The organism is Mesorhizobium shonense (genome assembly GCF_040545255.1).
Lineage (GTDB): Bacteria > Pseudomonadota > Alphaproteobacteria > Rhizobiales > Rhizobiaceae > Mesorhizobium > Mesorhizobium shonense.
On record NZ_JBEPLM010000001.1, the window covers coordinates 660,623 to 684,198 of the forward strand.

A 23,576-nucleotide genomic window follows, 5' to 3' on the forward strand; every position below is an offset into this window, starting at 1 on the left:
TTGATGTTTCTCGAACGCTTCCGCCTCGACGGCAAGACGGCTTTCATCACCGGCGGCGGCCGCGGCATCGGCTTGTCGACGGCCGAGGCGCTGGCCGAGGCCGGCGCAAAAGTCATCATATCGGACCTCAATCCAAAGGTGCTGGCTGCCGGGCGCGAGGAACTCAAGCAGAAGGGCTACGCGGTCGAGGCGGTTGAACTCGACGTCACCGATTCAACGGCGGTCGCCGCTGCCGCGAAGGTGGCCAATGAGCGCCATGGCGCGGTCGACATACTGATCGCCAATGCCGGTATCGCCTGGCCCGATACGGGCGGCGAGGAGATGAGCGACGAGGTGTGGCTGAAGGTGGTCGATGTCGACCTCAACGGCGCCTACTGGTGCTGTCGCGAGTTCGCCAGGCCAATGCTCGAGCGCGGCCGCGGCTCGATCGTGACGCTTGGCTCGATGTCCGGGCTGATCTCCAACAAGCCGCAGCGCCAGGCGCATTACAATGCCGCGAAGGCGGCCGTGCATCACATGACGCGTTCGCTCGCCGGCGAATGGGCGGCGCGCGGCGTGCGGGTGAACTGCGTGGCGCCGACCTATGTCGATACGGTGATGTCGCGCGGCGGCTTCAGCGACGACAAGCTGATGCCCATCTGGATGGACATGACACCGATGCGGCGTGTCGCGCAGCCGGATGAGATCGCCGCCCCCATCCTCTTTCTCGCCTCGGACGCAGCCAGCGCTATGACCGGCGCGGTGGTGGTTGTGGATTGCGGTTATACGATTTGGTAGGGATGCCGAATTGGTCCGGCGATCCGGGCCAGGCGGGTCGAATATGGATACTCCAAGCAAACGCGTCGAAATGGTTCCCGCCAAGCGGCAGGCGCTCATCCTGGAACATCTGCGCGTCAACGGCGCGGCCTCGATCCAGGAGCTTGCCGACACGATCGGCGGCTCGCAGTCGACGGTGCGCCGCGACCTCGAGCATCTGGTGGAGAAGGGCTATCTCGAACGCACGCATGGTGGCGCACATCTCTTACAGCCGATGCGCGCCACCTTCGAGCGCGAAACCACTGTCAACGCCGAATTGCAGCATGCCGAGAAGCTCGCCATCGGCCGCGAGGCGGCCGGGCGGCTCAGCGCCGGCGACAGTGTCATCTTCGACAGTTCCTCGACCGTGATGGAGGCTGTGCGCGCCGCCGCCGAACGCGACCTGCCGCTCACCGTGGTGACCAACAGCCTGGAGATCGCCGACTTCGCCGCCGACATCAAATCCTGGCGCATCATCCTGCCCGGCGGTACCGTGCGCCCGGGTTACCGGCACCTCGCCGGCGAGCCCGGCGAGAGCTTCATCAAGACGCTGCATGCCGATCTGTGCATGACAGGCGCCTCGGCGGTCACCGGAACCCTTCTCACGGAAACCTCGCTGGAAGTGGCCTCGCTCAAGCGCGCCATGATTTCCTCCGCCCGCAAGACGATACTGCTCGTCGACTCTTCGAAATTCACCGCGCCCGGCTTCTGCACACTTTCGGACATTTCCCAGATCGATGAAGTGATCACCGACGAAGGCGTCTCGCAGGATGCGCTGTCGTCGCTCTACGCCGCGGAGCGGAAGGTGACGGTGGTGCGGGTCGGCGGTGTTGCGGCGCGTCATCCCAGCAACAACATTCGGCCGTTGTGAGCGTTATCGCCCGTGGGCGAGCCTGGCCATCCTCGCAAGGCGGCTCGTCGTCGGGCGACAAAATAGACTCCGCTTGGGATCTACGAAGCAGAGTCGTTTTGCTTCATATAAGAGGTGTCGAAGTCCACCTGTTGTCTTCTGCGGAATCGTCGGGCCCATTTCGGCCTTTCCGACGGGCTTTAGAATGCAAAAAAACCGCCCCGGTTAGACCGGGACGGTTATTGATTTATGATAGAATTGGTTGCGGGGACAAGCAACCATCGATGCCGATATTCGCTAACCGTGGCGATTTGAGCGCGCGTTCCCGCCCTACCTAATACGATCCGTCCCTAGGATTGGCTGAGAGTTACCTCTCACGGTATCTGACACAAATGTCAGGTCTAGCACGCAACAGCTAGGTCGGTCGCATCGATCTCCGGCTTACGGCCGCTGACAATGTCGCTTATGACTCGGGCAGAGCCCGAGCTCATTGTCCAGCCCAGCGTGACGTGACCGGTGTTGAGGAAAAGCCCTTCATCTTCGTAGGGCCGATCATCGGGGTTCCGTCGGGCGTCATAGGCCGTAGCCCCGACCACAGCGTGCCCTTGCCCACATCCCCGCCTGGGAAAAGATCGGCACGGAGTGTCCGAGCGTCCGCCGGCGGGCCGCCGGTTGAAGTTCTAGGACTGACGGTGACGGAATACTGCACACCTGCACGCGCCGCTGTGCGAACGTGCAGAAACTCTGCCTGATGTTCACCAACTTCCCAACATTGAATCGACAGGCATTCGCTGTTCGCGCTAGACATATGGCCGGGGTTGTCTGGGGCTATGTTTCGCGTTTTTTTCATCCGCGTATTGCTGTTTATTGCATCGGCGCTGTTAGCCACAACGACGGCCCGCGCTGGCTTGCAATTCCAAGCAGGACAAACTGACTGGGGGCTGCATTACATCCTGGTGTCAGGCGATTTCGCCTACCAGGACGACCTGTCTATCTTTGAGAACCAGGTGCGATCCAATTCGGCGACCACAGTCACATTCGCGTCTCCAGGCGGCAACATTCAGAAGGCAATGGAACTAGGCCGCCTCATACGCAGGCTAGGCATCAATACGATCCAGTTCAAGGCTGTCGAATGTGCCTCCGCATGCTCTCTTGCTTTCCTAGGCGGCGTCATCCGCTACGCTGACCCGGGCTCCATTGGAGTTCACAAGTCATCTTTCCAGGGCAACGTTCCTCTCACCACCCAGGAAGCTGTCTCCGCCGTCCAGCAGATTACCGCCGATGTCATGACCTACATGATCGAAATGGGCGTGGACCCGGCCCTCCTCCAGCTTTCGCTACAATATGACAGCAACGACATCCGATATCTGTCGATGAGCGAGATGGTGAAATACCAGGTTGTGACCTTCGTACCAGGCGCCGGCCAAAGTCAGGTGGCGAGCCAAGCACCATCCTCGACGCCAACACCTCAGCCGCAAGTCACCCCGCCCCCGACTGCTGCTCCACCCCCGTCAGTTGCTCCGCCTCCTCCAGCTGCTCTGTCACTCGCTATTCCGCAGGCCCGCTCGGGTCGCATCGGCCACCCCAAGGGTTCCGCGCCCCTCAAGGCGGTGCCAGAGGGAAAGTCGGCAAATGTGGCGGTGCTGAGGAACGGAAGTTGGGTGGCGATCCTTGGTAACAGCGGTCGCTGGTACCGAGTCCAGGCCGGAAATCAAGTTGGCTACATGCACGACACCTGGGTTCACGTCGACCAATACGACAGCGGCCCATTCGGAAAGAGGCATATTCAGGTCAAGAGCTTCAACAACTATGCAGACGCCGAAGCATATGTGCGCTCCGCATCGATTCCTCTTTCTGCCTATCTTGCCACAAATGGCTGGTTCGCGATCACCTTGGAAAGCACGTATGACGAGCAAATGGCCAAGAGCTTGGTAAACGAGATGAAGGCCAGGGGCGCGATCCCCGACGACGCCTACGCGACCTTCGGCAACACCTACGTTCGCAAGGTGTGCTGCCAGTAACTCGGTCGAGGCCTAATCAGCCGCTATGCCTCGATGTCGAACCTTGCAGAAGTTCACCGAAGGGCAGTTGACCTGCTCCCCTGGAAAGTCCTCGCCTTGAGGTTAGCCTGTTCTCTGGAAGAGGAGACGGGCAATGAAACGATCCGGATTCACGGACGAACAGATCCTTGGGAGGATTGGCCTGGACGACCTTTATTTAGACTGTCGCCGATAGGAAAACACCGCCTCCTCGATAGTGGGTTTAGCGATGTAGCGATCCTCCGCTACCATTTGTGATTAACTTATTGATATTTCTATATAATTTGGCATTTAAGCGCTGAATTTCAGGCTCCACCCGTTACCATACCTCCCTGTAACAAGCCATCGGGACCGTGCACCCGCGCCAATACCGGCGCCGGAGACAACACAGATGGCAAAGCGTGGAAGACCCACCAAGGAAATGCTGGAGAAGCAGAAGCTGCTTGAAGAGCTCGTGAGGGCTTTGGCCAGGGACTTCGCCCGTCGCGATCATCAGATCGAGAAAAGGCTCAGGGAACCCGGCCCTGAAAACAAACTACCCGTTCTGAAACGAAGAAGAAAAACTCGTAGGCCAAATTAGCAAGTACCGGCGCGGGGCGTGGCCGATATGTCTCGCGCCAGCACTCAAGACCATCGCGTTTCTATGGGCGACTGTCGACTTCGCGGATTGCCGTCGCGGCGAGGCCGGTTGACCAGTAGCAGGCGGCCGGTTTCGGCGAGCTCTCCAACGTCGGAGCCAAGTTCACCGCGGGCCGGCAACGCGTCGGGATGCAGATGCCGTTTCGTCGCGACGTCGACCGGAGCATCGTGCGCTGGTATTTCCCAGATCCATCGTCAGGCCGCCAGCGAGCGCCTGGTTCTATTGCCAAAGGCGCGCCGAGTGGCTGCAGACCGGCCTCGGAGTGTTCGGCAGCCGCGCCCCTTGCCTTCGGCTTGGCGACCGGGATCGGCGCGGCGCTCTATATCGAATTCATGACGTCCGAGATGCTTGGCCCGGCTGAACTTGATCGCCTTCCTTGACGACGAGAGAAGCAACAACGCCGCATCGGACAAAGCAGCATCTTCGAGGCTTCCGGCGCCGGGCCAGCCGCGGCCAGCCGCGTGCCGGGCCGACAACATCGCCTGGAGGCGCATCGAAGCGGCCTGTCGGCATCCATCTCCGCCCTCCTTGGCGAGGTCCCAGCCATCGCCGACATCAGCCGCAAATCGAAATCCGCATAGCCGTCGCCTGTGGCCCACGGGTTCCTTCCTCGGGGACTTTCGTACGCCTGCCGGCGCCCGAAACTCTTCACGAGAGCGGAATGGCAGCTTCGGACTGGAGACCTTCAAGAGCGGACATTCCGGTCGGCGAGCGCGTCGTCGTGACCTGACCCAAAGCGGACTGCTGCTTGCTGAGCAACGAATGACAGCTCTGCGGTGGAGACGAGCCAATCGTGGCCCAGACGGTGAGGAGGCACCCTCTGGTTACGGGTCTCGAACGTCGGCGGCCTGAGGATCCAGCACCGCCCCGCCGGCAGGCGTCCGCGAGCCTTTACAAGAGCCGCCCGCCACCAACCCCTAGACAAACGCCGCAAAGCGCGATTCAATGCGTTGCTCGTCCGGAGATGCATCGCAGCCGCCCCATGCTGAAGTGCGAGTGCCTCTGTTACCAGCTTCTCGCAGAGTAATTTCGCTCTGCGCCAGATGCTGCAGCCTTCTCATTCAAAGATCAGGTGGCTGCTACTCCTCGACGCAGCCGCGGCCGCGGCAGCCGATGAGGCTGAGGAGTCATCCCCGATGGAAGCGCTCGTGGACGCGATGATGCAAGGGCGGGAGCGAGTAAGCGGTCCATTCGAGCTGTGACTGACCAAGCCGGCAACCTGCCGCGCGGACGCAGGCGTCCGTGAAAACCAAGAGGGAGAACTGTTATGAGCCCGTACGCTCATCCCGAATTGCTGGTTGATACCGCCTGGGTGGCTGCACACCGGGGCGATCCGAACGTGCGTCTTGTCGAAGTCGACGTCGATACGGATGGTTACGAACAGGGGCACGTTCCGGGTGCGATCGCCTGGAATTGGACCACACAGCTCTGCGACACGCTGCAGCGCGACATCGTCCCGCCCGAGGACTTCCGTCGGCTGATGGGGGAGGCCGGCATTGCGAATGACACGACCGTGATCCTTTATGGCGACAACAACAACTGGTTCGCCGCCTGGGCACTGTGGCAGATGAAGATATATGGCCACGCCGACGTTCGCCTGATGAACGGCGGACGCCGAAAATGGCTCGAGGAAGGACGCGAGCTGACAACCGACGTGCCGCAGATCGCTAGTAGCAGTTACACCATGGGCGGCGAGCCCGATCTCTCGATCCGCGCCCTCCTCGGCGATGCTCAAGCAGCCTCGACGCAAAAGGACGCCGCGCTGGTGGACGTGCGCAGCCCCGACGAGTTCACGGGGAGGATCCTGGCGCCGCCGGGCCTGCCGGAGACCTGCCAGAGGGGCGGACACGTCCCGGGTGCACGAAACATCCCATGGGGGAAGTCCTGCAATGAGGACGGCACCTTCAAGTCGGCGGACGAACTTCGTGCTCTCTACGAGAGCGAGGGAGTCACCCCGGATCGTCCGGCGATCGCCTACTGCCGTATTGGCGAGCGCTCGAGCCACACTTGGTTCGTGCTCAAGTACCTACTGGGCTACGCTGACGTGAAAAACTACGACGGCTCGTGGACCGAATGGGGCAACCTCGTCCGCGCGCCAATCGAGCGCGCCGCGGCGTGATCCTTGAAGTGGGAGGCGCCATGCAAAGCAAAACTTTCCTGCGCGCCGAGGGCTATCGCCGCCGGCGAGAGCGCCTCGGTGGCTGGGACATCGGCATCGCCTCGTACAAACTCGGCGGCCGGTACCGCTGCGAGGTCGAAACCTTTAGCCCGGGAGCACGACTGGCGCGAGGCGAAGGCGCCACCCGCGATGAGGCGGAAGCCGACGCGCTCAACAAAGCGAGAGAGATGTTGGCGAAAACGCGGGTGTACCCGGCGCGCTAACATTTTGCGCAGGAATACCGCTATCGGCCGCGCTCGATTCGGGCGCGGCTTCAATTATCCGGTCGCGCCGTAGCCAGTCTTGGGGGCTCATGGGATCAAATCCCCTTGGAGTCGTTGGGTCAGGGTGAGTCAGTGGCGTCTTCGGAGGGTCGCTGATGCACGAGCAGGGATTATCGTGCTAAACTGCTACCAAAATAATGCTCGCCCGATCAGGGAGCGGCGCATGGAATGTCCGAGCTGCCGGGCCGACATTTCGGAGGAGAGTAAGTTTTGCGACGTGTGCGGCGCGGCTCTTCCGGGCCGGTGCCCAAGCTGTGGCTCGCCCGCTCGGCCAGGTGCAAAGTTCTGTTCGACGTGCGGCAAGAGGCTGACGGCGGGTAGCCGCGACTTAACCGCCGCCGCGCCGGTGGTTCCGACTCCGCACATCGTGTCGGCCGGAGCATCCGCCGAGCGCAGGCAACTCACGGTGATGTTCTGCGATCTCGTCAGTTCGACGGCGCTCTCGGCGCGGCTGGACCCGGAAGACATGCGAGATGTGATGCGCGCCTACCATAATGGCTGCGCCAGCGTTGTCGCCAGGTTTGAGGGCTTCGTCGCCAAATATATGGGCGACGGTGTGCTTGTCTATTTTGGTTACCCGCATGCCCACGAGGACGACGCCGAGCGCGCGGTCCGCGCTGGCCTCGCCCTTATTGAAACCATCAGCGCAATCGCGCTTCCGCTCCCCGGCGAGTCCAAACTGCAAATGCGCGTCGGCATTGCGACGGGCCTGGTGGTGGTCGGCGATCTCATCGGAACTGGCGCCGCGCAGGAAACAGCGGTGGTCGGCGAAACACCGAACCTGGCGGCGAGGATACAAGGTTTGGCGGCCCCGAACACGGTCGTGATCGCCGCCGATACCTGGCGCCTGACGGGTGGGCTGTTCGAGTATCGCGACCTCGGTGCCGCCACGCTCAAAGGGTTTGCCGCCCCGGTAAGGGCGTTGCAGGCAGTCGGCCCGAGCGCTATCGAGAGCCGCTTCGAAGCGCTTCGCGCCGCCAGCGCCAGCATGCCGCTGATCGGCCGCGACGAAGAACTCGATCTGCTGATGCGCCGTTGGCAGCAGGCCAAGGACGGCGAAGGCCGGGTCGTCCTGCTTTCCGGTGAGCCGGGCATCGGGAAGTCGCGTGTGACCCAGGAAATGAAAGAACGGCTGAGCGGCGAGCCGCATATTAGGCTGAGCTATTTCTGCTCCCCTCATCACGGGGACACACCGCTTCACCCCATAATCAGCCAACTGGAACACGCGGCCGGTTTTGAGCGAAACGATAACGCCGAACGTCGGCTCGACAAGCTCAGGGCGATCCTCGCCCCATCAACAAAGGACATAAGGCAGATCACCTTCCTGCTGGCGGATCTGCTATCGATCGGTGGAGATCGCTACCCGCCGATGAACCTAAATCCGCAGAGGCGCAAAGAGAGAACGCTGGAGGCGCTCCTCGAACAGCTCGCCGGGCTAGCGGCGGTTCGACCGGTGCTGATGGTCTTCGAGGATGTGCATTGGATCGACCCGATTTCGTTGGAACTGCTCGAGCTGACGGTGGAGCGGGTTCCGTCCTTGCAGGTGTTGTTGGTGATCACCTTCCGCCCAGAATTCCAGTCGCCATGGACCGGCGATGCGCACGTTACGACATTGGCGCTCAACCGTCTGGACCGCTGGCACGGGGCCGAATTGGTGAACCACCTTACCGGTAACAAGGAAATGCCGTCAGTGGTCCTTGATCAGATCACCGCCCACGCAGATGGCGTGCCGTTGTTCGTCGAGGAACTAACCAAGACCGTGTTGGAAAGCGGTCTGCTGAGGAACGCGGGTGGCCGGTATGTCTTAACTGGTCCAGTGCCACCGCTGGCGATTCCAACGACGCTGCATGCCTCGTTGATGGCGCGGCTCGATCGGCTGGCGCCGATCCGAGAGGTCGCGCAAATCGGCGCAGCGATTGGCCGCGAGTTTTCATACGAGTTGTTGGCAGCCGTGGTCCCCCTAACGGAAGGCACGTTGCAAGAGGCTGTGGAGCGCCTCGTCCATTCCGAATTGGTGTTCTGTCGCGGCGCGCCGCCGAGCGCGACTTACACGTTCAGGCATGCCTTGATCCAAGACGCGGCGTACGCGACCTTGCTGCGGAGCCGACGTCAGGAGCTGCACGCGAGGATTGCAAACGTGCTGGAAGATCGGTTCCCGGAGACGGTGGAGATGCATCCCGAGATTCTCGCCCACCATTGGTCGCAAGCGGGCTTGGTCGAGAAGGCTGCCCATTATGCAGAGAGGACCTGGCTGCGCGCTGAGGGCTATCTGCGACGGAAGCAGCGCCTCGGTAGCTGGGAGATTGGGGTCAGTTCGTACAAGCTGGGAAGCCGATATCGCTGCGAGGTAGACAACGTGAGCCCCGGGACACGCCTCGCGCGTGGTGAGGGCGCCACCCGGGCGGAGGCGGAAGCGCGGGCCCTGAGTGAGGCGCGCGAGACGTTGGCCGGAACGCGGGTCCGCCCCTAACTTGACTGTAACCTCGATCATCGGAACCGCAAATACCCCAAGTGCGGTCGAACTTGCCTCACACTGGGCCAGCCTCTCATACAGTGGCCTTGCGGTGAGGCTCGAAAGGGCGCACCGGGAGGAGCTCACTCGGGTAGTGTTTCCGCTTCGTGTCGGAGTTTCCCGTCGGCTTCTGCGCGGCAAGGTTCGGAATGGGGTCGCAGCGCGACCTTGCGCTTGCTTTCACAGCACGTGTTAAGATGGCGCGACAGCGTCTGTTGAGTCCTTGGCGTCAGCGAAGACGGTCGGCTATCGCTCGAATCCTCTGAGGCAGCTCGAGATCTGGCAGTACAGTTCGCTGGCTCACTGCGAGCGCCGCAAGCCCGGCCACTCTACTTGAAACCGAGTCTGGATCCTCCACTTTTAGAGCGTGCCAATTTCACGAACGTGGAAGCGCCAGGCCATGAGCCTGCTGACCACAGACAATTCAACAGCGCAAATCGCCCTGCTGGAGCCGAGCGTCTTCTTCTTCGTTTTCAGATGAAGGGAGATGGAAATGGCAAAGGTTGTTTGTGTCCTCTATGACGATCCGGTCGACGGATATCCGACCACCTACGCGCGGGGCGGCCTCCCGAAGCTCAAGCGCTATCCGGGCGGCCAGACGCTTCCCGCGCCGAAGGCGATCGATTTCCAGCCGGGCGCCCTGCTCGGCAGCGTGTCCGGCGAACTGGGCCTACGGAAATTCGTCGAAAGCAACGGCCACAGCTTGGTGGTGACCTCGGACAAGGATGGTCCCGACAGCGTGTTCGAACGTGAGCTCTTGGATGCCGAGATCGTTATTTCGCAGCCCTTCTGGCCCGCCTATTTGACCGCGGAACGCATCGCCAAGGCAAACAGGCTGAAGCTCGCAATCACGGCCGGCATCGGGTCGGACCACGTTGACCTACAGGCCGCGATGGACCGCAACGTCACGGTTGCGGAGGTAACCTATTGCAACTCGATCAGCGTGTCCGAACATGTGGTCATGATGATCCTCAGCCTCGTGCGGAACTACATCCCTTCCTACCAGTGGGTCGTGAAAGGCGGCTGGAACATCGCCGACTGCGTCGCACGTTCCTATGATGTCGAGGGGATGGAGATCGGTACAGTCGGTGCCGGGCGGATCGGCAGCGCAGTGCTGCGCCGACTGAAGCCGTTCGACGTCAAGCTGCACTATACTGATCGCCACCGGCTTCCCGAGGCGGTCGAAAAGGAACTCGGTGTCACATTCCACAAGACGGCGGCGGAAATGGTGCCTATCTGCGATGTCGTTACCATCAACGCGCCGCTGCATCCGGAGACGGAAAACCTCTTCGACGACAAGATGATCGCCAGGATGAAGCTCGGCGCTTATCTGGTGAACACCGCACGCGGCAAGATCTGCAATCGGGACGCGGTTGCCCGCGCTCTCGAGACCGGGCAGCTTGCAGGCTATGCCGGCGACGTCTGGTTCCCGCAGCCTCCGCCTAGAGACCATCCCTGGCGGTCGATGCCGCATCACGGTATGACGCCGCACATCTCTGGATCATCGCTGTCCGCCCAGGCGCGTTATGCCGCCGGCACTCGCGAGATTTTGGAATGCTGGTTCGAAGGCAAGCCAATCCGCGAGGAATATCTGATCGTCGCCGGCGGCAAGCTCGCCGGCGCCGGCGCGCACGCCTACACCGCGGGAGATGCGACGCGCGGGTCTGAAGAGGCCAAAAGTTTCAAGACCTGAACGCGGCCGGCGATTCCGGACGCCCTCCGGACGGCCGCACAGCTGCGGGGTGCGTGGTTGGTGTCTCTCGGACTTCTGTGGTGCATTCGCCCGATGGCCTGCATCGCCGCAACGCCCGAATGGTGGCCGGGCGGGCCGCGTCAAATCATTAGGAGCAGAAACTGGCGGTGGAGCCTGAACGAAGATCACCGACACCGTTGCGGTGTTCAAAGGGCTTGGCCAGGCCAGTGGCGAAAATCCGACGCTTTGGTACCCGAAATCGTCACAGCACATGGCGCAGGCGCAAAGCTGCCGTCCGTGGCTGAGCCATAAGCCACTATCGGCCGAGGCGGTTACCCAAGCAGTTCCCGCCGGCTTTTCTGGCCGTATCGGGTTGGACTGCAGACCCAAGCCGCAAGGGAGTGTAACAAACTGCGTAACAAATAGCGAAAAAACTAATGTTTTCAACCGTATAAGCTTGAAATTGAAAGATACAAAGACACTCTGCGCCATTACAATGAGGCAGGGTCAAGCTTGGATACACTCGAATTCGAGGGCAAATACGAGCTCGTCCTGTCGGGGGGAACGGTGGTAACGGACCGCCGTCTCGATCCCCCGATAAGCCGGCAAACGCGACCCTTGATGGGCCTCGCTGTCATGACCAGCCGGTGCACCGATCAAGCTTGTCCTATGTCGTGTTCCGACATCTCTCTCACAAGCGCTCGCAACTCGGCAAGGGGCGCGAGACGGAAAGTTCCAAAGCTTCTAAGAACTAAGAACGCCAGGTGCGCTTGCACCTTGCTGCGGCGAAATGGAGTAGGGAGAAGTTTCCGGCCTCATCCCAGACACTACCGACGATCCAGGTCTGTTGACGCGTACTCGGTCTCACTGCAATCGATACCAGTCGGGCGAGGTCGACCAGATCGGCCATATCACAAAAGTTTGTGACTGTGAGACGCGGTCGGCTTTGTTCGAAGCGGCGAACGGCAAACTTAAAACTCGAAGCGCATCGCAACACGATAAGATTGGTTCCAGCCAATTATGTTGCCGCAAACGCGCTCAGCGCTCCTGCAGGCCATTGCCCAAACGACTCGCGCGCCTAGATCGAAACGCTCGCTGCCTTCCTCTCCAGAACCCAGAAGAACAGGACCGTAATGGCGAGAACGATCAAGAGCAAGATGAAGGCCGCCGCCGAGCCTTCGTTGAGCGACAGGCCCAAAAATGCCTGACGATAGGCGAAAAAGCTCAGCACTTCCGTAGAGGTGCCGGGACCTCCCTTGGTCAGAACATAAGTCAGGTCATAGGTGCGGAACTCATTGATGAGCTGAATGATGACCGCGATGGCCGCTACCGGCCGCAGCATCGGCAACGTCAAGTACCAGAACTGCTGGAGTTTGCCGGCGCCATCGACCTCGGCTGCCTCATAGGGGTCTCGCGGAAGCGAAGCCAGACCGGCAGCGAGGATAAGCACGACGAAAGATGTCTGCTGCCAGATGTCGATGGCAGCCATCGACCATAGAGCCATATCGGAAGATCCGAGCCAGTCGAGACGCGGCAATCCCATGGTTTCCATCAGGTGGTTGACGATACCGAGATTGGGCTGCAGCAGCATGCGCCATATGAGGGCGACGCTGACCGGAGACATGGCCATCGGGATCGTCAGTATGGCAAAATAGACCGGCTTCGTCTTGACGACGGCATTGAGCATCAGCGCGATACCCAGTCCGATGACGAATTCGGCCGCCACGGTGACAAGCGAATATTTGACGGTAAGCCAGAGTGAGCCCCAGAACTGGGCATTGTGCAGGACGCGGATATAGTTCTCAAGGCCGGTGAGCGGCAGCAGCACCGGCCGCATAAGGGTCATCGGCGACAGCGACATTAGCACCGCATAGACCAGCGGAAGGCCCATCACCACTGCCAGGGTAAGCAGGCCGGGCAGGGAAAACGCCCATCCCGTCTTCCAACCGCGATCGAGGCCATGGGGCCTTTGGGTCATGCGCGCTTCCTCATCCGATCCTGTACTGAACGTATGCCCCGCCGGCCAGCGACTGGCGGGGCATGGCATTTTACTTCTTGAGCAAGTCTTGCAACCCCGATGCCGCGGCCTTGATGGCGGCATCCGGCGTGATCTCGCCACCCGACGCCTGCGAGATCTGTGTACCCAACACATCCTCATACTGCGCGGAATAGGCGAAGATCGGGAACGACTTACCGGAAGCGACGATATCGAGCGCCTGCGTGTAGAAAGGATATTTCGTCAGCACAGCCGGGTCGGAATAGACTGCGGCGCTGACCGGCGCATGACCCTCCAAGGCGCGGTCCACGCCCACCTTCTTGCTTTGCACCCACTTGATGAAGGTCCAAGCCGCTTCCTGCGATTCCGGCGAGGTGTTCTTCGGGATACCCCAACCCCAGCCGCCGCTTTCGCCGTGACCGCCCGGCATTACCGAGAGGCCGACCTTGCCGGAGACTTTCGGGCATTTCTCCGCATTGTCCATCTGCGGCAGCATCCACCAGTAGGTCACCATGCTGAACGCCTCGCCGCTGCACATCAGCCGCATCGTATCATCGAGCGTGGCCGAAAGCGCACCCTGCTGGGCAGCATTCTTGATCGCATCGACATAGAGCGTGAGCGCCTTAACGGCTTCGGGACTGTCCAGCGTTACCTTGCGGTCAGCATCCATATAGGCGCCGCCGGATGAGAACAGATAGTTGGAGAACTCCATACTATTGGGATCGCCGCGCTGGCTTTGCATGGCTGCCCCCGCCACGCCAGCTTCCGCCTTCATGAACTTGGCAATCTGCACATATTCATCGAGCGTCTCGGGCTTCTTCAGCTCGGTGTTGAACTTGGCCTTATAGGCCTCCTTGAGCTTTGGATCCTCCAGAAGATCCGTGCGGTAGATCAGGCCCATGGAATAGTTGTACATGGGCAGGATCGGCATCGCATCGGCCGTACGACCGAGCAGATCCAGCGTCGAAGGGACGAATTCGTTGAGGTCCAGCTTGTCGCGCGCGGCCAGCGGCTTGAGGTCGATCAACCATCCTGCTGCCGGGAATTCGCCGGCCCAGAGGAAATCGACCTCCAGAAGATTGTAATAGCTCTCAGGCGAAACGAGCTGGGTGGCGAGCTTGTCGTGCATGTCGCCGTAGCCGACCTTCTCGAATTCCACCTTGATGCCGGTTTCCTTTTCGAACTCCGGCAGGAGTGTTTCGATGATGTGTGTTTCCGGCACGTCCTCCATCAGCGCGCGCAGCGTCACCGTTTCTGCATGGGCATTTACGAGACCTGCGACCATGAACAGGCTGATGCCTGCCATCAATTCAGTTTTGCGGATAATCATGACTGCTCTCCCGTTGTTGAGTTTCCCGAAGCTTGTTCCGACAGCAATCCGTCATTTGACGCTGCCGAAGGTCAAACCCTGGACGATGAAGCGCTGGATGAAGCGCGAGGCGATGACCAGCGGCAGAATGGCCATGACGACGCCAGCCGCCACCTTGGCGATCTGCACGCCGTTCGAAGTTTGAAGCGAGGCCAGCCCCACCGGCACGGTCGCAGTGGCGGGTCCGCTCAGCACGAGTGCGAACAGGAACTCGTTCCATGCCAGGATGAAACCGAGCACGCCGGCGGCCGCGATGCCGGGCAGCGACACAGGCACGACGATGCGCCAGAAGGCGCCCCACGCCGTCGCGCCATCGGTCTGCGCCGCCCATTCCAGATCAACGGGAATGCCCTCGAAAAAGCCCATCAGGATCCAGATCAGAAACGGAAGGTTCATCGCCCCATAGGCGATGGTGAGGCCCAGCACCGAATTGGTCAGCCCAACTGAGCGGAACAGCATAAAGGCGGGCAGGACGATCGCCACGGGCGGCAGCATCTGGGTGGCCAGCACAGTGAAACGGGCGACCCAGCCTCCGGTCTTGAAACGGGCGAAGGCGTAGCCTGTCATGGCCGCAAAAGGCAGCGCGAGCAGGACCGAGCATGTCGCAACGATCAGGCTGTTCAGGTAATAGGTGCCAAATCGTTTTTGGGTAAAGAGATCGACATAGTTCTGGAACGTGAGTTCCGGCAGGATCTGTGTCGAGTAGGCCATCGATTCGGGCACAAGGCTGGTGCGCAAGGCCCACAGCGGCGGCAACAGGATGATCAGCGAGACGATGATCAGGCCGAGGTGGATGCCGAACCGGCGCATTCGAACCTCCCGACCTCAAGCCGCCGCCGGCGCCGGCGTTGTTGTCTCGAGCGGCAGTCGGGGGACGACCCGCTCCGATTGTGCATCGAAGAGATGCATCGGCATCGCGTCGATGTAGAGCCTCACCGTCTGGCCGACTTCCGCATCGAAGTGACGGCTGACGCGGGCACTGAGCTCCAGTGGCTTCTCCCGGCCGATCTGGCCGACGATCACCGTCTCCACGCCGAGTTTTTCAACGGCGACGACCGTTACATCGACCGGCTGCCGGTCGGGACCAGCCTCGGTCTCGTAGATATCCTCAGGTCGGATGCCGAGCAGAAGCGGACGTCCGGAGGCATCGGCATAGGCCGGAACATGGCGCTGCGGTACCGAAAGACGGATGCCCTCGCCAACCACTTCGGGAACCCCCGCCCTGCCCGCCACTAGGCGCGCAGGAATGAGATTCATCGGCGGCGTCGCCAGAAACTTCGCCACGAAGGTGTCTGCGGGATTGGCGTAAACCTCGAGCGGATTGCCAACCTGCACCATCTTGCCCTCGCGCATGATGCAAATGCGGTCGCCCATCGTCATGGCCTCGACTTGATCGTGGGTGACATGGATGATGGTCTTGCCAAGGCGGCGATGCAGCTTCACCAGTTCGAGCCGCATTTCAGCACGCAGTTGCGCATCGAGATTGGACAACGGCTCATCGAGCAGAAACGCGTTCGGCTCGCGCACGATCGCCCGCCCCAGCGCAACGCGCTGACGCTGGCCCCCGGAGAGCGCCGCTGGCTTGCGGTCGAGATAGTTCGCCAGGCCGAGCATCTGTGCAGCGTCCCGGACCTTGGGCGCGATTGCGGCCGTGGACATGCCCCGCATCTTGAGGCCGAAGCCCATGTTCTGCCGCACCGTCATATGCGGATAGAGCGCATAGGATTGGAAGACCACCGCGACGTTCCGGTCGCGTGGCGGCAGGCTGGCGACGGATCGGCCGTCGATCCTGATGTCGCCCGAAGTAATGCCTTCCAGACCCGCGACCATCCGCAAGGTGGTGGATTTTCCGCAGCCTGAAGGACCAAGGAAAATGACAAACTCGCCGTCCTCGATCTTCAGATCGACGTCGCGCACGCCATAGGCTCCGTTGGCGTAGAGCTTGGAAACGTGCTCAAGTTCGATCGACGCCATTCAGCTTCGTCCTTCATTCGATCGGCGACACGACGGTCTTCGACCGGCCTGTCTGGAAATTCTCAGGAAGCGTCCGCCTTTCGAAAGTCTGTCGGCGGCTTCCCGCATGATCTTGCCCCGATTGCCTCGAGGGCGAGGCCATGTCGTTTCAGGTCGTGTAGACGCCGCCCGTGACGTTGATCCCCTGGCCGGTCATGAAGCGTGCACCTTCCGAGGACAGGAATACCACGAGGTCCGCGACGTCCTCCGGCTCCTCCAGGCGGCCGAGCGGCGTCTGGCCGATATAGTCGGCGATCACCTGTTCCGCCGTGATGCCGCGCAGTTTCGCCTCCCATTCGACCTCGCGTGACTGCATGGAGGTCTTGACGAAGCCGGGACAGACGGCATTCACACGGACATTGTTCGGCGCAAGCTCCCGTGCCAGCGCCTGCGTCCAGCCAAGCACGGCGAACTTGCTTGCCGAATAATGCGCCAGAAGCGGCGCGCCGACCTTGGCGGCAAGAGAAGCGGTGTTGACGATAACACCCGGCACGCTGGTCTTCAGGAAGTGACGCGCAGCGGCCTGGTTGGTGAGAAAGACGCCGCGCGTGTTGACGTCGAAGTTGAAATTCCATTCCTCGTCGGTGAGGTCGACTGCGCGGTTCATCGTCGAGACGCCGGCATTGGCGGCGAGAATCTCGAAACCACCCCACCGGTCGAGAAGAGTCGCGAAGCCACCCTCGACGGATTGGCGCTTGCTGACATCCATGGCAATGCCGATCGCATCGCCTCCAAGCTCTGCCGCCGCCGCTTCGGCCGCCTTGAGGTTGATGTCGACCACCGCGACACGCACACCATGCCGCGCGAAGGCAGCGGCGATCGCCTTGCCTATACCGGAACCCGCGCCCGTGACGATGGCCCGCTTTCCTGCCAAATCCGCGGCAAGCCTGCCTACATCCGCTGTTTGCATCATTCGCCACCCTTGCAGCAATTAACAATTTTCATCATAATCAAACATATTCAGCCTTTTCGGTGCTTGGCAATACGTTTTATGTGTTCGTATATGTTTTTTTTCGATTGAATTTGTTTTGATCCCCTTCTAGTAATGAACTCACTTCGCTGGGAGCCGGCGGCCAAGTCGACAAAAGGGGAAGCTCCAGTTGACGAACGACGAACGCACATCTGGCACCGCCGAGCACCGGCGCCTTCCGGCGCCTTTGAGGCACAGCCACCTTCTCGAAATCGCTCGCAAGCGCAATTTCGTTCATGTCGCCGAAGTCGCCGCCGAACTGGGTGTTTCGGAAATGACGATTCGCCGCGATCTCATCGAACTTGAGCGCGAAGGCATGCTGGTGCGCACCCATGGCGGCGCGATCCCGGAAGGCGACGGCGCGGCCGCTCCCTTCATCGACCGGGAGGAGCCGGCCTTTGCTGCCCGCCTGCGCGAACGCAATACGGAAAAGCGCCAGATTGCCGCCGCGGCCGCCACACTGGTCGACAAGCGCGTGAGCGTTGCGCTGGATGTCGGAAGCACCACCTATCTCCTGGCGCAAGCGCTGGCCGAAACCGCCAACGTCAAGTTCTTCACGTCCAGCCTGCGCACCGCGCTGCTGCTCGGTGAAGGTGGCCGCGAGGTTTATGTCCCGGCCGGCCAGATACGCGGTGAGGAAATGTCCATTTGCGGCAAGTCCGCCTGCGACGAGTTCGAACGCTTCTGGTTCGATATCGCCTTCATTGGCGTCTCGGGCATCACGGTGGACGGCCTCTACGACTATTCACCGGAAGACAGCGACATGAAGCGCGTTTACCTGCGGCGCTCCAAACGCAAGGTGCTTCTGTGCGACAGCGCGAAATACAATCACATGTCGCTGATCAGGATCGCTGACCTTGATCATATCGACCTCCTGATCAGCGATGCCCCGCCCCCGTCGAACATCGCCGCCGCGTTGGCCAAGGCGAATGTCGAAATCGAGATCGCGCCCACTTTGCCCGGCGCCTGACTGGAAACGACCTCATGCGCTGTGTTCTCGGTATCGACATCGGTACCACCTCGACTATCGGGATTCTCGTGCGCCTGCCCGATCAGGTGCTCGCCGTTGCCTCACGGCCCGTTACGCTGACCTCGCGAGAGCCAGGCTGGGCAGAGGAGGATCCCCGGCAATGGTGGGACAATAGCTGCGCCATCATCCGCGAATTGATCAGTAAAACCGGCATCGACGCGTCGGAGATAGGCGGTGTCGGCGTCACCGGCATGCTACCGGCTGTCGTCCTGCTGGACAGGAAAGGAGAGCTTCTGCGGCCGAGCATCCAGCAGAGCGACGGACGCGTCGCGGTCGAGGTCGAGGAACTGCGCGCCGAGATCGACGAAAGGGACTTTATCGGCCAGGCTGGCAACGGCATCAACCAGCAGCTCGTGGCCAGCAAGCTGCGCTGGATCGAAAAACACGAGCCTGACGTGTTCTCCAGGATCGCCACCGTGTTCGGCTCCTACGACTACGTCAACTGGCGGCTGACGGGCGAAAAGCGCGTAGAGCAGAACTGGGCGCTGGAAGCAGGCTTCGTGGATATCCGCGATCATGCGCTGTCGTCCGCGCTCATCGCATACTCGCATTTGTCAGCATCGGCTATCCCGCCGAAAGCTCGCTCGCATGAAGTGATTGGCTGGGTCAGCGACGAAGCCGCGCGAGTGACCGGCCTTGCCGCAGGAACGCCAGTGGTCGGCGGAGCGGCGGACATGATCGCCTCGGCATTTGCCGCCGGCGTGGTCGAGGATGGTCAGGTACTGCTTAAATTCGGCGGCGCCTTCGACATTCTGGTCGCGACCGACAAGATCACGCCCGATCCACGCATGTTCCTCGATTATCATCTGGTGCCCGGCCTCTATATGCCCAATGGCTGCATGTCGACCGGCGGCTCCGGTCTCAACTGGTTCGCGTCGAATTTCGCCGGCGGCGAAGGGGAAGCCGCGCTTGCCGCCGGCCTAACCCTGCATCAGCATCTGGACCGGCTGGCAGCGGCCGTACCGGCTGGTGCCGAGGGCGTGACGATCGTCCCCTATTTCCTCGGCGAGAAGACGCCCATTCACGACCCGTTCGCCCGCGGCACCATCACCGGGCTCAGCCTCAGCCATACGGTTGGACATATGTGGCGGGCGCTTCTGGAAGCCTATGGCTTCGCCGCCAGGCACCATATCGAGGTGTTCCGCGATATGGGGCACCAGCCAGCTCAGTATCTGGCCTCCGATGGAGGAGCCAACAGTCGTATCTGGATGCAGATAGTGGCGGACATCCTGCAAGCTCCGATCCAACTACTCAAAGGCCATCCCGGCTCCTCGCTCGGTGCCGCATGGGCAGCCGCCATCGGCACCGGCCAGACAAAAGATTGGTCGGGCGTCGGCGTCTTCGTCGAACTTGGCGAGATCCTGCACCCCAACCCCGCCAACGCTGCGATCTATGAGAGCGGCTATCGGCGCTTCCGCGGCGTATACGAAAGCCTCAAGCACCTTTACCGAGGCCGGCCATGACGATCAAAGCCGTTGCCTGGGACATAGACGGCACGCTGATCGACAGCGAACCACTTCATCACCGAGCTCTTGTCGTCGGCACGCTTGAGTTCGGCGTCGACCTATCCGATCTTCCCGAAAGCGCGTTCCGTGGGGTTCATATGCAGGATGTATGGGCGGCGATTCGGCCGCGCCTGCCGTCCGATACGGATGCGCGCCAATGGCTCGACGCAATTCATACCCACTACGCGGCCGCCACCCACAGGCTTGCTCCGATGGTCGGAGCCGTGGAAGCGACCGCCGAGATCGCGTCGCTAGGCTTGATTCAGGTTTGCGTTTCCAATTCAGATCGCGTGATCGTCGATGCCAATGTCGCCGCACTCGGCATCGGCGACAGATTGGCTTTCACCCTGGCCATCAATGACGTCGGCCACGGTAAGCCCGATCCTGAGCCCTATCTTACCGCAGCCGCGAATCTCGACCTTGTGCCGCATGACGTCATCGCGGTCGAAGACAGCATTACAGGAGCCCAGGCAGCCCGCGCCGCAGGGATGATCGTGGTCGGTTATCATGGCGAACGAGTTCCCTTCGCCGACCTGGATGATGTCGTCGCCAACCACAGCGAATTCGTGGCGATCATCACGCAGCGCCTCCGGACTCAAGGCCATCAGCCCCTTCGCCACCATCTGGAGCCGCAAGCCAGCTCCTCGCCGCCATCCGAAAAAGCTGGCCTTCATACAGGTCATACGGGCCAAAGTTCATCATCAAAGGAAATGTCATGAGCAAATTTGCCGCCTTGTTCCCCAACACCAAGCCGATCATCGCCATGGTGCATCTCAACCCCATGCCGGGAACCCCGCTTTACGATGCGGATGCCGGCATCGAGGGTATTGTCGAAGCGGCCCGGCGTGATCTCGCCGCGCTTCAGGCGGCCGATGTCGATGCAGTGATGTTCGGTAACGAGAATGATCGGCCCTATGAGCTCAACGTCGATATCGCCTCCACGGCCACGATGGCCTACGTGATCGGACGCCTGAGGAGCGAGATCGAGAAGCCCTTCGGCGTCAATGTGCTTTGGGATCCGAAGAGCTCTGTGGCGCTCGCCACGGCGACCGGCGCATCCTTCATGCGGGAGATATTGACTGGCACCTACGCCTCCGACATGGGACCCTGGACACCTAATGCCGGCGAGACCATGCGGTATAGCAATCGTCTTGGACGCTCCGATCTTGTCATGCTGGACAACGTGTCGGCCGAATTCGCGGATTCGCTCGACCGTCGCCCCCTGCCCGACCGCGCCCGTTCGGCGGTGTTCTCCTCCATCCCCGATGCCGTGCTGGTTTCCGGCGCGATTACCGGCGAGGCGGCCAACGCCTTGGATCTCGAGGCGGTCAAGCGCGTCCTGCCCAACACGCCGGTACTTGCCAATACCGGCGTACGCCATGCGACCGTCGCCGACATCCTGAAGATTGCCGATGGCTGTATCGTCGGCTCGTCTCTCAAAGTCGACGGCAACACCTGGAACCCAGTTGATCCAGATCGGGCCAAGGAGTTCATGGCCATCGTCAAGAAGGCGCGCAAAGCCTGACAGGACGATCCGATTTTTGAATCCCTCGCGATTTCAAAAACGAATATCGCGAGGGGAAGGGTAGGTACTCAGACTTACCTCATCGGGCGGCTAGCTCTCATGTTCCCTGTGGAGGTTGAGGGTGAGAAGGCTCGGCTGCTTGGCAGGTTTTGCTAAGCAGTCGGACGCCTGCGACAGTCGCCAATTGTGATTACCCGGCTTGTAGCAACGCAGAACGCGAAGAACCGCCCCGATTGATCAGATCGGGACAGTTATTGATTTATGAAGAAAGTGGTTGCGGGGACAGGGTTTGAACCTGCTAACCTCGCTTTCGAAGCCCCTATCGACAGACGAACGGGTTGCATCGCTGTATTGGCGGTAGCCTCCTACTGCCTCGAACGCCATATCCTAGGCGGGTGCTATGTTCACGTTGTGATGGAAGATGTTGTTGGGGTCATAGTGCGTTTTCAACTGCCGCAGCCTTGCGAGGTTTTGACCATAGGCGGCCAACGCTGCCGCGCCGGCGTCCTCGTCTGCTCCCAAATAATTTGCATAGCGACGCTTGCCAGCAAAGGGCTCGACGGCATCGAAGCTGGCGCGCGCCCAAGCGGTGGTGCGATCCGCAGAGGCCTTGTCCATCCATTGACCAAGCACGAGCGTGTTAAAGCCAATGTCACGGAGCGCGAAGGAGGTGGATCCTACCGGAACGCGCGACGCAAAGCCGTGGAAACCTTCCAGCAAGATCGAGCTTGTTGGAACCGGGCAGCGCTCATACGCGATCACGAGGGCCTCGACAGCGTCGTCGTCAAGGCGCGGAAGGAACGTGGACTTCCAGTAGTTGAATGCGCCGGAAGGGAAGCCCGCGTCCAGCATTCCATTGAGGTCCACATAGGGTATCGGCCCTAACGCATCCACCGCTACGGTGCCAAAGCTCCGGATCTGGCGTCCAACGATCTCCGCATCTTCGGGTGAGCCGATATGACAGGAAACGATGGCAACGATCGGGGTGCCCGACCCGTCTGGCGCGGTAGTTAAGGCGGCGACGAGCATAAGGTCGTCCGAGGCATTTTCGGCGAGGTCCCGGAACCCGCGGAGGACTTGTCTCGCCTCTCGGAATGGAAAGGCAACGATCCCTCCGAACACGACCGGGCCGACGGAATGCAGGCGGAACTCGAAGGAAGCGGCAACGCCGAAGTTGCCACCGCCGCCACGGAGCGCCCAGAAGAGATCGGGATTTGCGTCGGCGCTCGCCTTCACCACGGAACCGTCTGCGAGCACCAGATCGACGGAGATCAGATTGTCCAGCGCCATCCCGTATTTCGGCATAAGCCATCCAAGGCCGCCGCCGAGGGTAAGTCCAGCAACACCAGTACTTCCAATCACCCCTCCAGTGGTCGCAAGACCATGTAACTGGGTCTCTCTATTTAACTCCCTCCAAGTCACCCCGCCCTCGACTACGGCCGTCCGGGCGGCAGCATTCACGTGAACTCCTTTCATCAAGGAGAGGTCGATCATAAGGCCATTGTCGACCACCGCACGCCCAGCGACGTTGTGGCCGCCGCCGCGTACGCAAATCTCCAGACCGGTCGCTTGGGCGTAAAGGACAGCATCGACGATGTCGGCAATACCTCGACAACGGGCAATGACTGCGGGGCGTCGGTCGACGAGGCCATTGTGTATCCTCCTTACCTCATCAAAAGTGGGCGCGCCGGGCTGGAGAACTGATCCGAGAAAATTTCGAGCAAGTTCTGTTTGGACTTCCATGACGCTTCCCCTCCTGTCAGGCGACCGCCCTGCCGCGGAAGCCACGGTGAAACCGGCGCAGAAAGCGAACGGTCCGAACGATTCTACGCCGGAATTTATTAGCCAAGGGGATCATGATCCCGGCGACGATCCGATGCAACAGCTGACGTTGCCGCTGGATCCTAGGGCCCGAACCGCGCGGGGTTCTTATGCGGCTTCAGCGGCAAGCTTGAATATTCTCTTTAATATCTAAGCGCACTCGCCAAAAACCTCAGCCTTCTTCGCCGCGCTCAATCTCGGCATCTACGAACTCCTGTGGGCAAGAATCATCGTGCAGCAGAGACCGAAACCATCACGCCCAAAACAAGCGGCGTTCACTGGTCGCCTACGATTTTGGCCGAGGCCTTCCCTGTTATCTTGCAAGAATTCCCGTTTTCCACTTCACGGGAATTTTCCAATGAAGTGGCCGAAATGC

Annotated in this window: 18 protein-coding genes and 1 pseudogene; 12 read left to right on the top strand and 7 right to left on the bottom strand. The window is 60.9% G+C overall.

All coding sequences use genetic code 11. The features are described 5' to 3' along the window. Positions 1-3: 3 nt before the first annotated feature. Both ABID26_RS03435 and ABID26_RS03440 read left to right on the top strand, forming a co-directional pair. A complete protein-coding gene (locus ABID26_RS03435) occupies positions 4-777 on the top strand; it encodes an SDR family NAD(P)-dependent oxidoreductase (protein WP_292371719.1) in 774 nt (257 codons plus the stop codon). 43 nt (positions 778-820) lie between these two features. Further along, positions 821-1,666 (top strand): DeoR/GlpR family DNA-binding transcription regulator, encoded by an 846-nt coding sequence (locus tag ABID26_RS03440; protein WP_354413821.1) that lies wholly within the window; start codon positions 821-823, stop codon positions 1,664-1,666. A 380-nt stretch (positions 1,667-2,046) separates the two neighbouring features. Here ABID26_RS03440 and ABID26_RS03445 read toward each other — a convergent pair. Continuing rightward, positions 2,047-2,311: pseudogene (locus tag ABID26_RS03445) on the bottom strand (FAD-dependent oxidoreductase); the annotation flags it as partial. 164 nt (positions 2,312-2,475) lie between these two features. On the opposite strand from ABID26_RS03445, the gene ABID26_RS03450 reads away from it, so the two are divergent. The 6 genes from ABID26_RS03450 (at position 2,476) to ABID26_RS03475 (ending at position 10,971) form a co-directional block, all read left to right on the top strand. Then, complete coding sequence (locus tag ABID26_RS03450) at positions 2,476-3,666, top strand: hypothetical protein (protein ID WP_354413823.1); 1,191 nt, start codon at positions 2,476-2,478, stop codon at positions 3,664-3,666. 409 nt (positions 3,667-4,075) lie between these two features. Then, positions 4,076-4,264 (top strand): hypothetical protein, encoded by a 189-nt coding sequence (locus ABID26_RS03455; RefSeq protein WP_292371725.1) that lies wholly within the window; start codon positions 4,076-4,078, stop codon positions 4,262-4,264. Between the two features lie 1,327 nt (positions 4,265-5,591). Further along, positions 5,592-6,443 carry a sulfurtransferase gene (locus ABID26_RS03460; RefSeq protein ID WP_354413825.1) on the top strand — a complete coding sequence of 284 codons (852 nt, stop codon included), beginning with the start codon at positions 5,592-5,594 and terminating at the stop codon, positions 6,441-6,443. A gap of 20 nt (positions 6,444-6,463) precedes the next feature. Beyond that, positions 6,464-6,706, top strand: coding sequence for a hypothetical protein (locus ABID26_RS03465; protein WP_354413827.1), 243 nt, complete (start codon positions 6,464-6,466; stop codon positions 6,704-6,706). A gap of 223 nt (positions 6,707-6,929) precedes the next feature. Then, positions 6,930-9,236 (top strand): adenylate/guanylate cyclase domain-containing protein, encoded by a 2,307-nt coding sequence (locus ABID26_RS03470; RefSeq protein WP_292371731.1) that lies wholly within the window; start codon positions 6,930-6,932, stop codon positions 9,234-9,236. 535 nt (positions 9,237-9,771) lie between these two features. Continuing rightward, positions 9,772-10,971, top strand: coding sequence for an NAD-dependent formate dehydrogenase (locus tag ABID26_RS03475; protein WP_354413829.1), 1,200 nt, complete (start codon positions 9,772-9,774; stop codon positions 10,969-10,971). Positions 10,972-12,049: 1,078 nt separating this feature from the next. Here the strand turns inward: ABID26_RS03475 and ABID26_RS03480 are convergent. The 5 genes from ABID26_RS03480 to ABID26_RS03500 form a co-directional block, all read right to left on the bottom strand. Beyond that, a complete protein-coding gene (locus ABID26_RS03480) occupies positions 12,050-12,949 on the bottom strand; it encodes a carbohydrate ABC transporter permease (RefSeq protein WP_354413831.1) in 900 nt (299 codons plus the stop codon). Positions 12,950-13,019: 70 nt separating this feature from the next. Beyond that, positions 13,020-14,297, bottom strand: a complete 1,278-nt coding sequence (locus ABID26_RS03485; RefSeq protein ID WP_354413832.1) for an ABC transporter substrate-binding protein — start codon at positions 14,295-14,297, stop codon at positions 13,020-13,022. Between the two features lie 51 nt (positions 14,298-14,348). After that, on the bottom strand, positions 14,349-15,146 hold the full coding sequence (locus tag ABID26_RS03490; RefSeq protein ID WP_354413834.1) for a carbohydrate ABC transporter permease: 798 nt from the start codon (positions 15,144-15,146) through the stop codon (positions 14,349-14,351). Between the two features lie 15 nt (positions 15,147-15,161). Next, on the bottom strand, positions 15,162-16,310 hold the full coding sequence (locus ABID26_RS03495) for an ABC transporter ATP-binding protein (protein WP_354413836.1): 1,149 nt from the start codon (positions 16,308-16,310) through the stop codon (positions 15,162-15,164). 148 nt (positions 16,311-16,458) lie between these two features. Beyond that, positions 16,459-17,262 carry an SDR family NAD(P)-dependent oxidoreductase gene (locus ABID26_RS03500; RefSeq protein ID WP_354413839.1) on the bottom strand — a complete coding sequence of 268 codons (804 nt, stop codon included), beginning with the start codon at positions 17,260-17,262 and terminating at the stop codon, positions 16,459-16,461. A gap of 187 nt (positions 17,263-17,449) precedes the next feature. On the opposite strand from ABID26_RS03500, the gene ABID26_RS03505 reads away from it, so the two are divergent. The 4 genes from ABID26_RS03505 to ABID26_RS03520 are packed head-to-tail and all read left to right on the top strand — an operon-like array spanning position 17,450 to position 21,379. Next, complete coding sequence (locus tag ABID26_RS03505; RefSeq protein WP_354413841.1) at positions 17,450-18,289, top strand: DeoR/GlpR family DNA-binding transcription regulator; 840 nt, start codon at positions 17,450-17,452, stop codon at positions 18,287-18,289. Positions 18,290-18,303: 14 nt separating this feature from the next. Further along, positions 18,304-19,812, top strand: coding sequence for an FGGY-family carbohydrate kinase (locus ABID26_RS03510; RefSeq protein WP_354413843.1), 1,509 nt, complete (start codon positions 18,304-18,306; stop codon positions 19,810-19,812). After that, positions 19,809-20,573, top strand: a complete 765-nt coding sequence (locus ABID26_RS03515; RefSeq protein ID WP_354413846.1) for an HAD family hydrolase — start codon at positions 19,809-19,811, stop codon at positions 20,571-20,573. The genes ABID26_RS03510 and ABID26_RS03515 overlap by 4 nt, the downstream gene beginning before the upstream one ends. Continuing rightward, on the top strand, positions 20,570-21,379 hold the full coding sequence (locus ABID26_RS03520) for a BtpA/SgcQ family protein (RefSeq protein ID WP_354413849.1): 810 nt from the start codon (positions 20,570-20,572) through the stop codon (positions 21,377-21,379). Before ABID26_RS03515 ends, ABID26_RS03520 begins: the two co-directional genes overlap by 4 nt. A gap of 387 nt (positions 21,380-21,766) precedes the next feature. Here the strand turns inward: ABID26_RS03520 and ABID26_RS03525 are convergent, their stop codons facing one another. Continuing rightward, on the bottom strand, positions 21,767-23,122 hold the full coding sequence (locus ABID26_RS03525; RefSeq protein WP_354413852.1) for an FAD-binding oxidoreductase: 1,356 nt from the start codon (positions 23,120-23,122) through the stop codon (positions 21,767-21,769). Positions 23,123-23,576: the final 454 nt, after the last annotated feature.

Coding starts and splice junctions, on each gene's coding strand:
- ABID26_RS03450 (WP_354413823.1), top strand. CDS start 2,476: ATGTTTCGCGTTTTTTTCATCCGCGTATTGCTGTTTATTGCATCGGCG.
- ABID26_RS03465 (WP_354413827.1), top strand. CDS start 6,464: ATGCAAAGCAAAACTTTCCTGCGCGCCGAGGGCTATCGCCGCCGGCGA.
- ABID26_RS03440 (WP_354413821.1), top strand. CDS start 821: ATGGATACTCCAAGCAAACGCGTCGAAATGGTTCCCGCCAAGCGGCAG.
- ABID26_RS03525 (WP_354413852.1), bottom strand. CDS start 23,122: ATGGAAGTCCAAACAGAACTTGCTCGAAATTTTCTCGGATCAGTTCTC.
- ABID26_RS03475 (WP_354413829.1), top strand. CDS start 9,772: ATGGCAAAGGTTGTTTGTGTCCTCTATGACGATCCGGTCGACGGATAT.
- ABID26_RS03460 (WP_354413825.1), top strand. CDS start 5,592: ATGAGCCCGTACGCTCATCCCGAATTGCTGGTTGATACCGCCTGGGTG.
- ABID26_RS03520 (WP_354413849.1), top strand. CDS start 20,570: ATGAGCAAATTTGCCGCCTTGTTCCCCAACACCAAGCCGATCATCGCC.
- ABID26_RS03495 (WP_354413836.1), bottom strand. CDS start 16,310: ATGGCGTCGATCGAACTTGAGCACGTTTCCAAGCTCTACGCCAACGGA.
- ABID26_RS03470 (WP_292371731.1), top strand. CDS start 6,930: ATGGAATGTCCGAGCTGCCGGGCCGACATTTCGGAGGAGAGTAAGTTT.
- ABID26_RS03510 (WP_354413843.1), top strand. CDS start 18,304: ATGCGCTGTGTTCTCGGTATCGACATCGGTACCACCTCGACTATCGGG.
- ABID26_RS03485 (WP_354413832.1), bottom strand. CDS start 14,297: ATGATTATCCGCAAAACTGAATTGATGGCAGGCATCAGCCTGTTCATG.
- ABID26_RS03435 (WP_292371719.1), top strand. CDS start 4: ATGTTTCTCGAACGCTTCCGCCTCGACGGCAAGACGGCTTTCATCACC.
- ABID26_RS03515 (WP_354413846.1), top strand. CDS start 19,809: ATGACGATCAAAGCCGTTGCCTGGGACATAGACGGCACGCTGATCGAC.
- ABID26_RS03480 (WP_354413831.1), bottom strand. CDS start 12,949: ATGACCCAAAGGCCCCATGGCCTCGATCGCGGTTGGAAGACGGGATGG.
- ABID26_RS03455 (WP_292371725.1), top strand. CDS start 4,076: ATGGCAAAGCGTGGAAGACCCACCAAGGAAATGCTGGAGAAGCAGAAG.
- ABID26_RS03500 (WP_354413839.1), bottom strand. CDS start 17,262: ATGATGCAAACAGCGGATGTAGGCAGGCTTGCCGCGGATTTGGCAGGA.
- ABID26_RS03490 (WP_354413834.1), bottom strand. CDS start 15,146: ATGCGCCGGTTCGGCATCCACCTCGGCCTGATCATCGTCTCGCTGATC.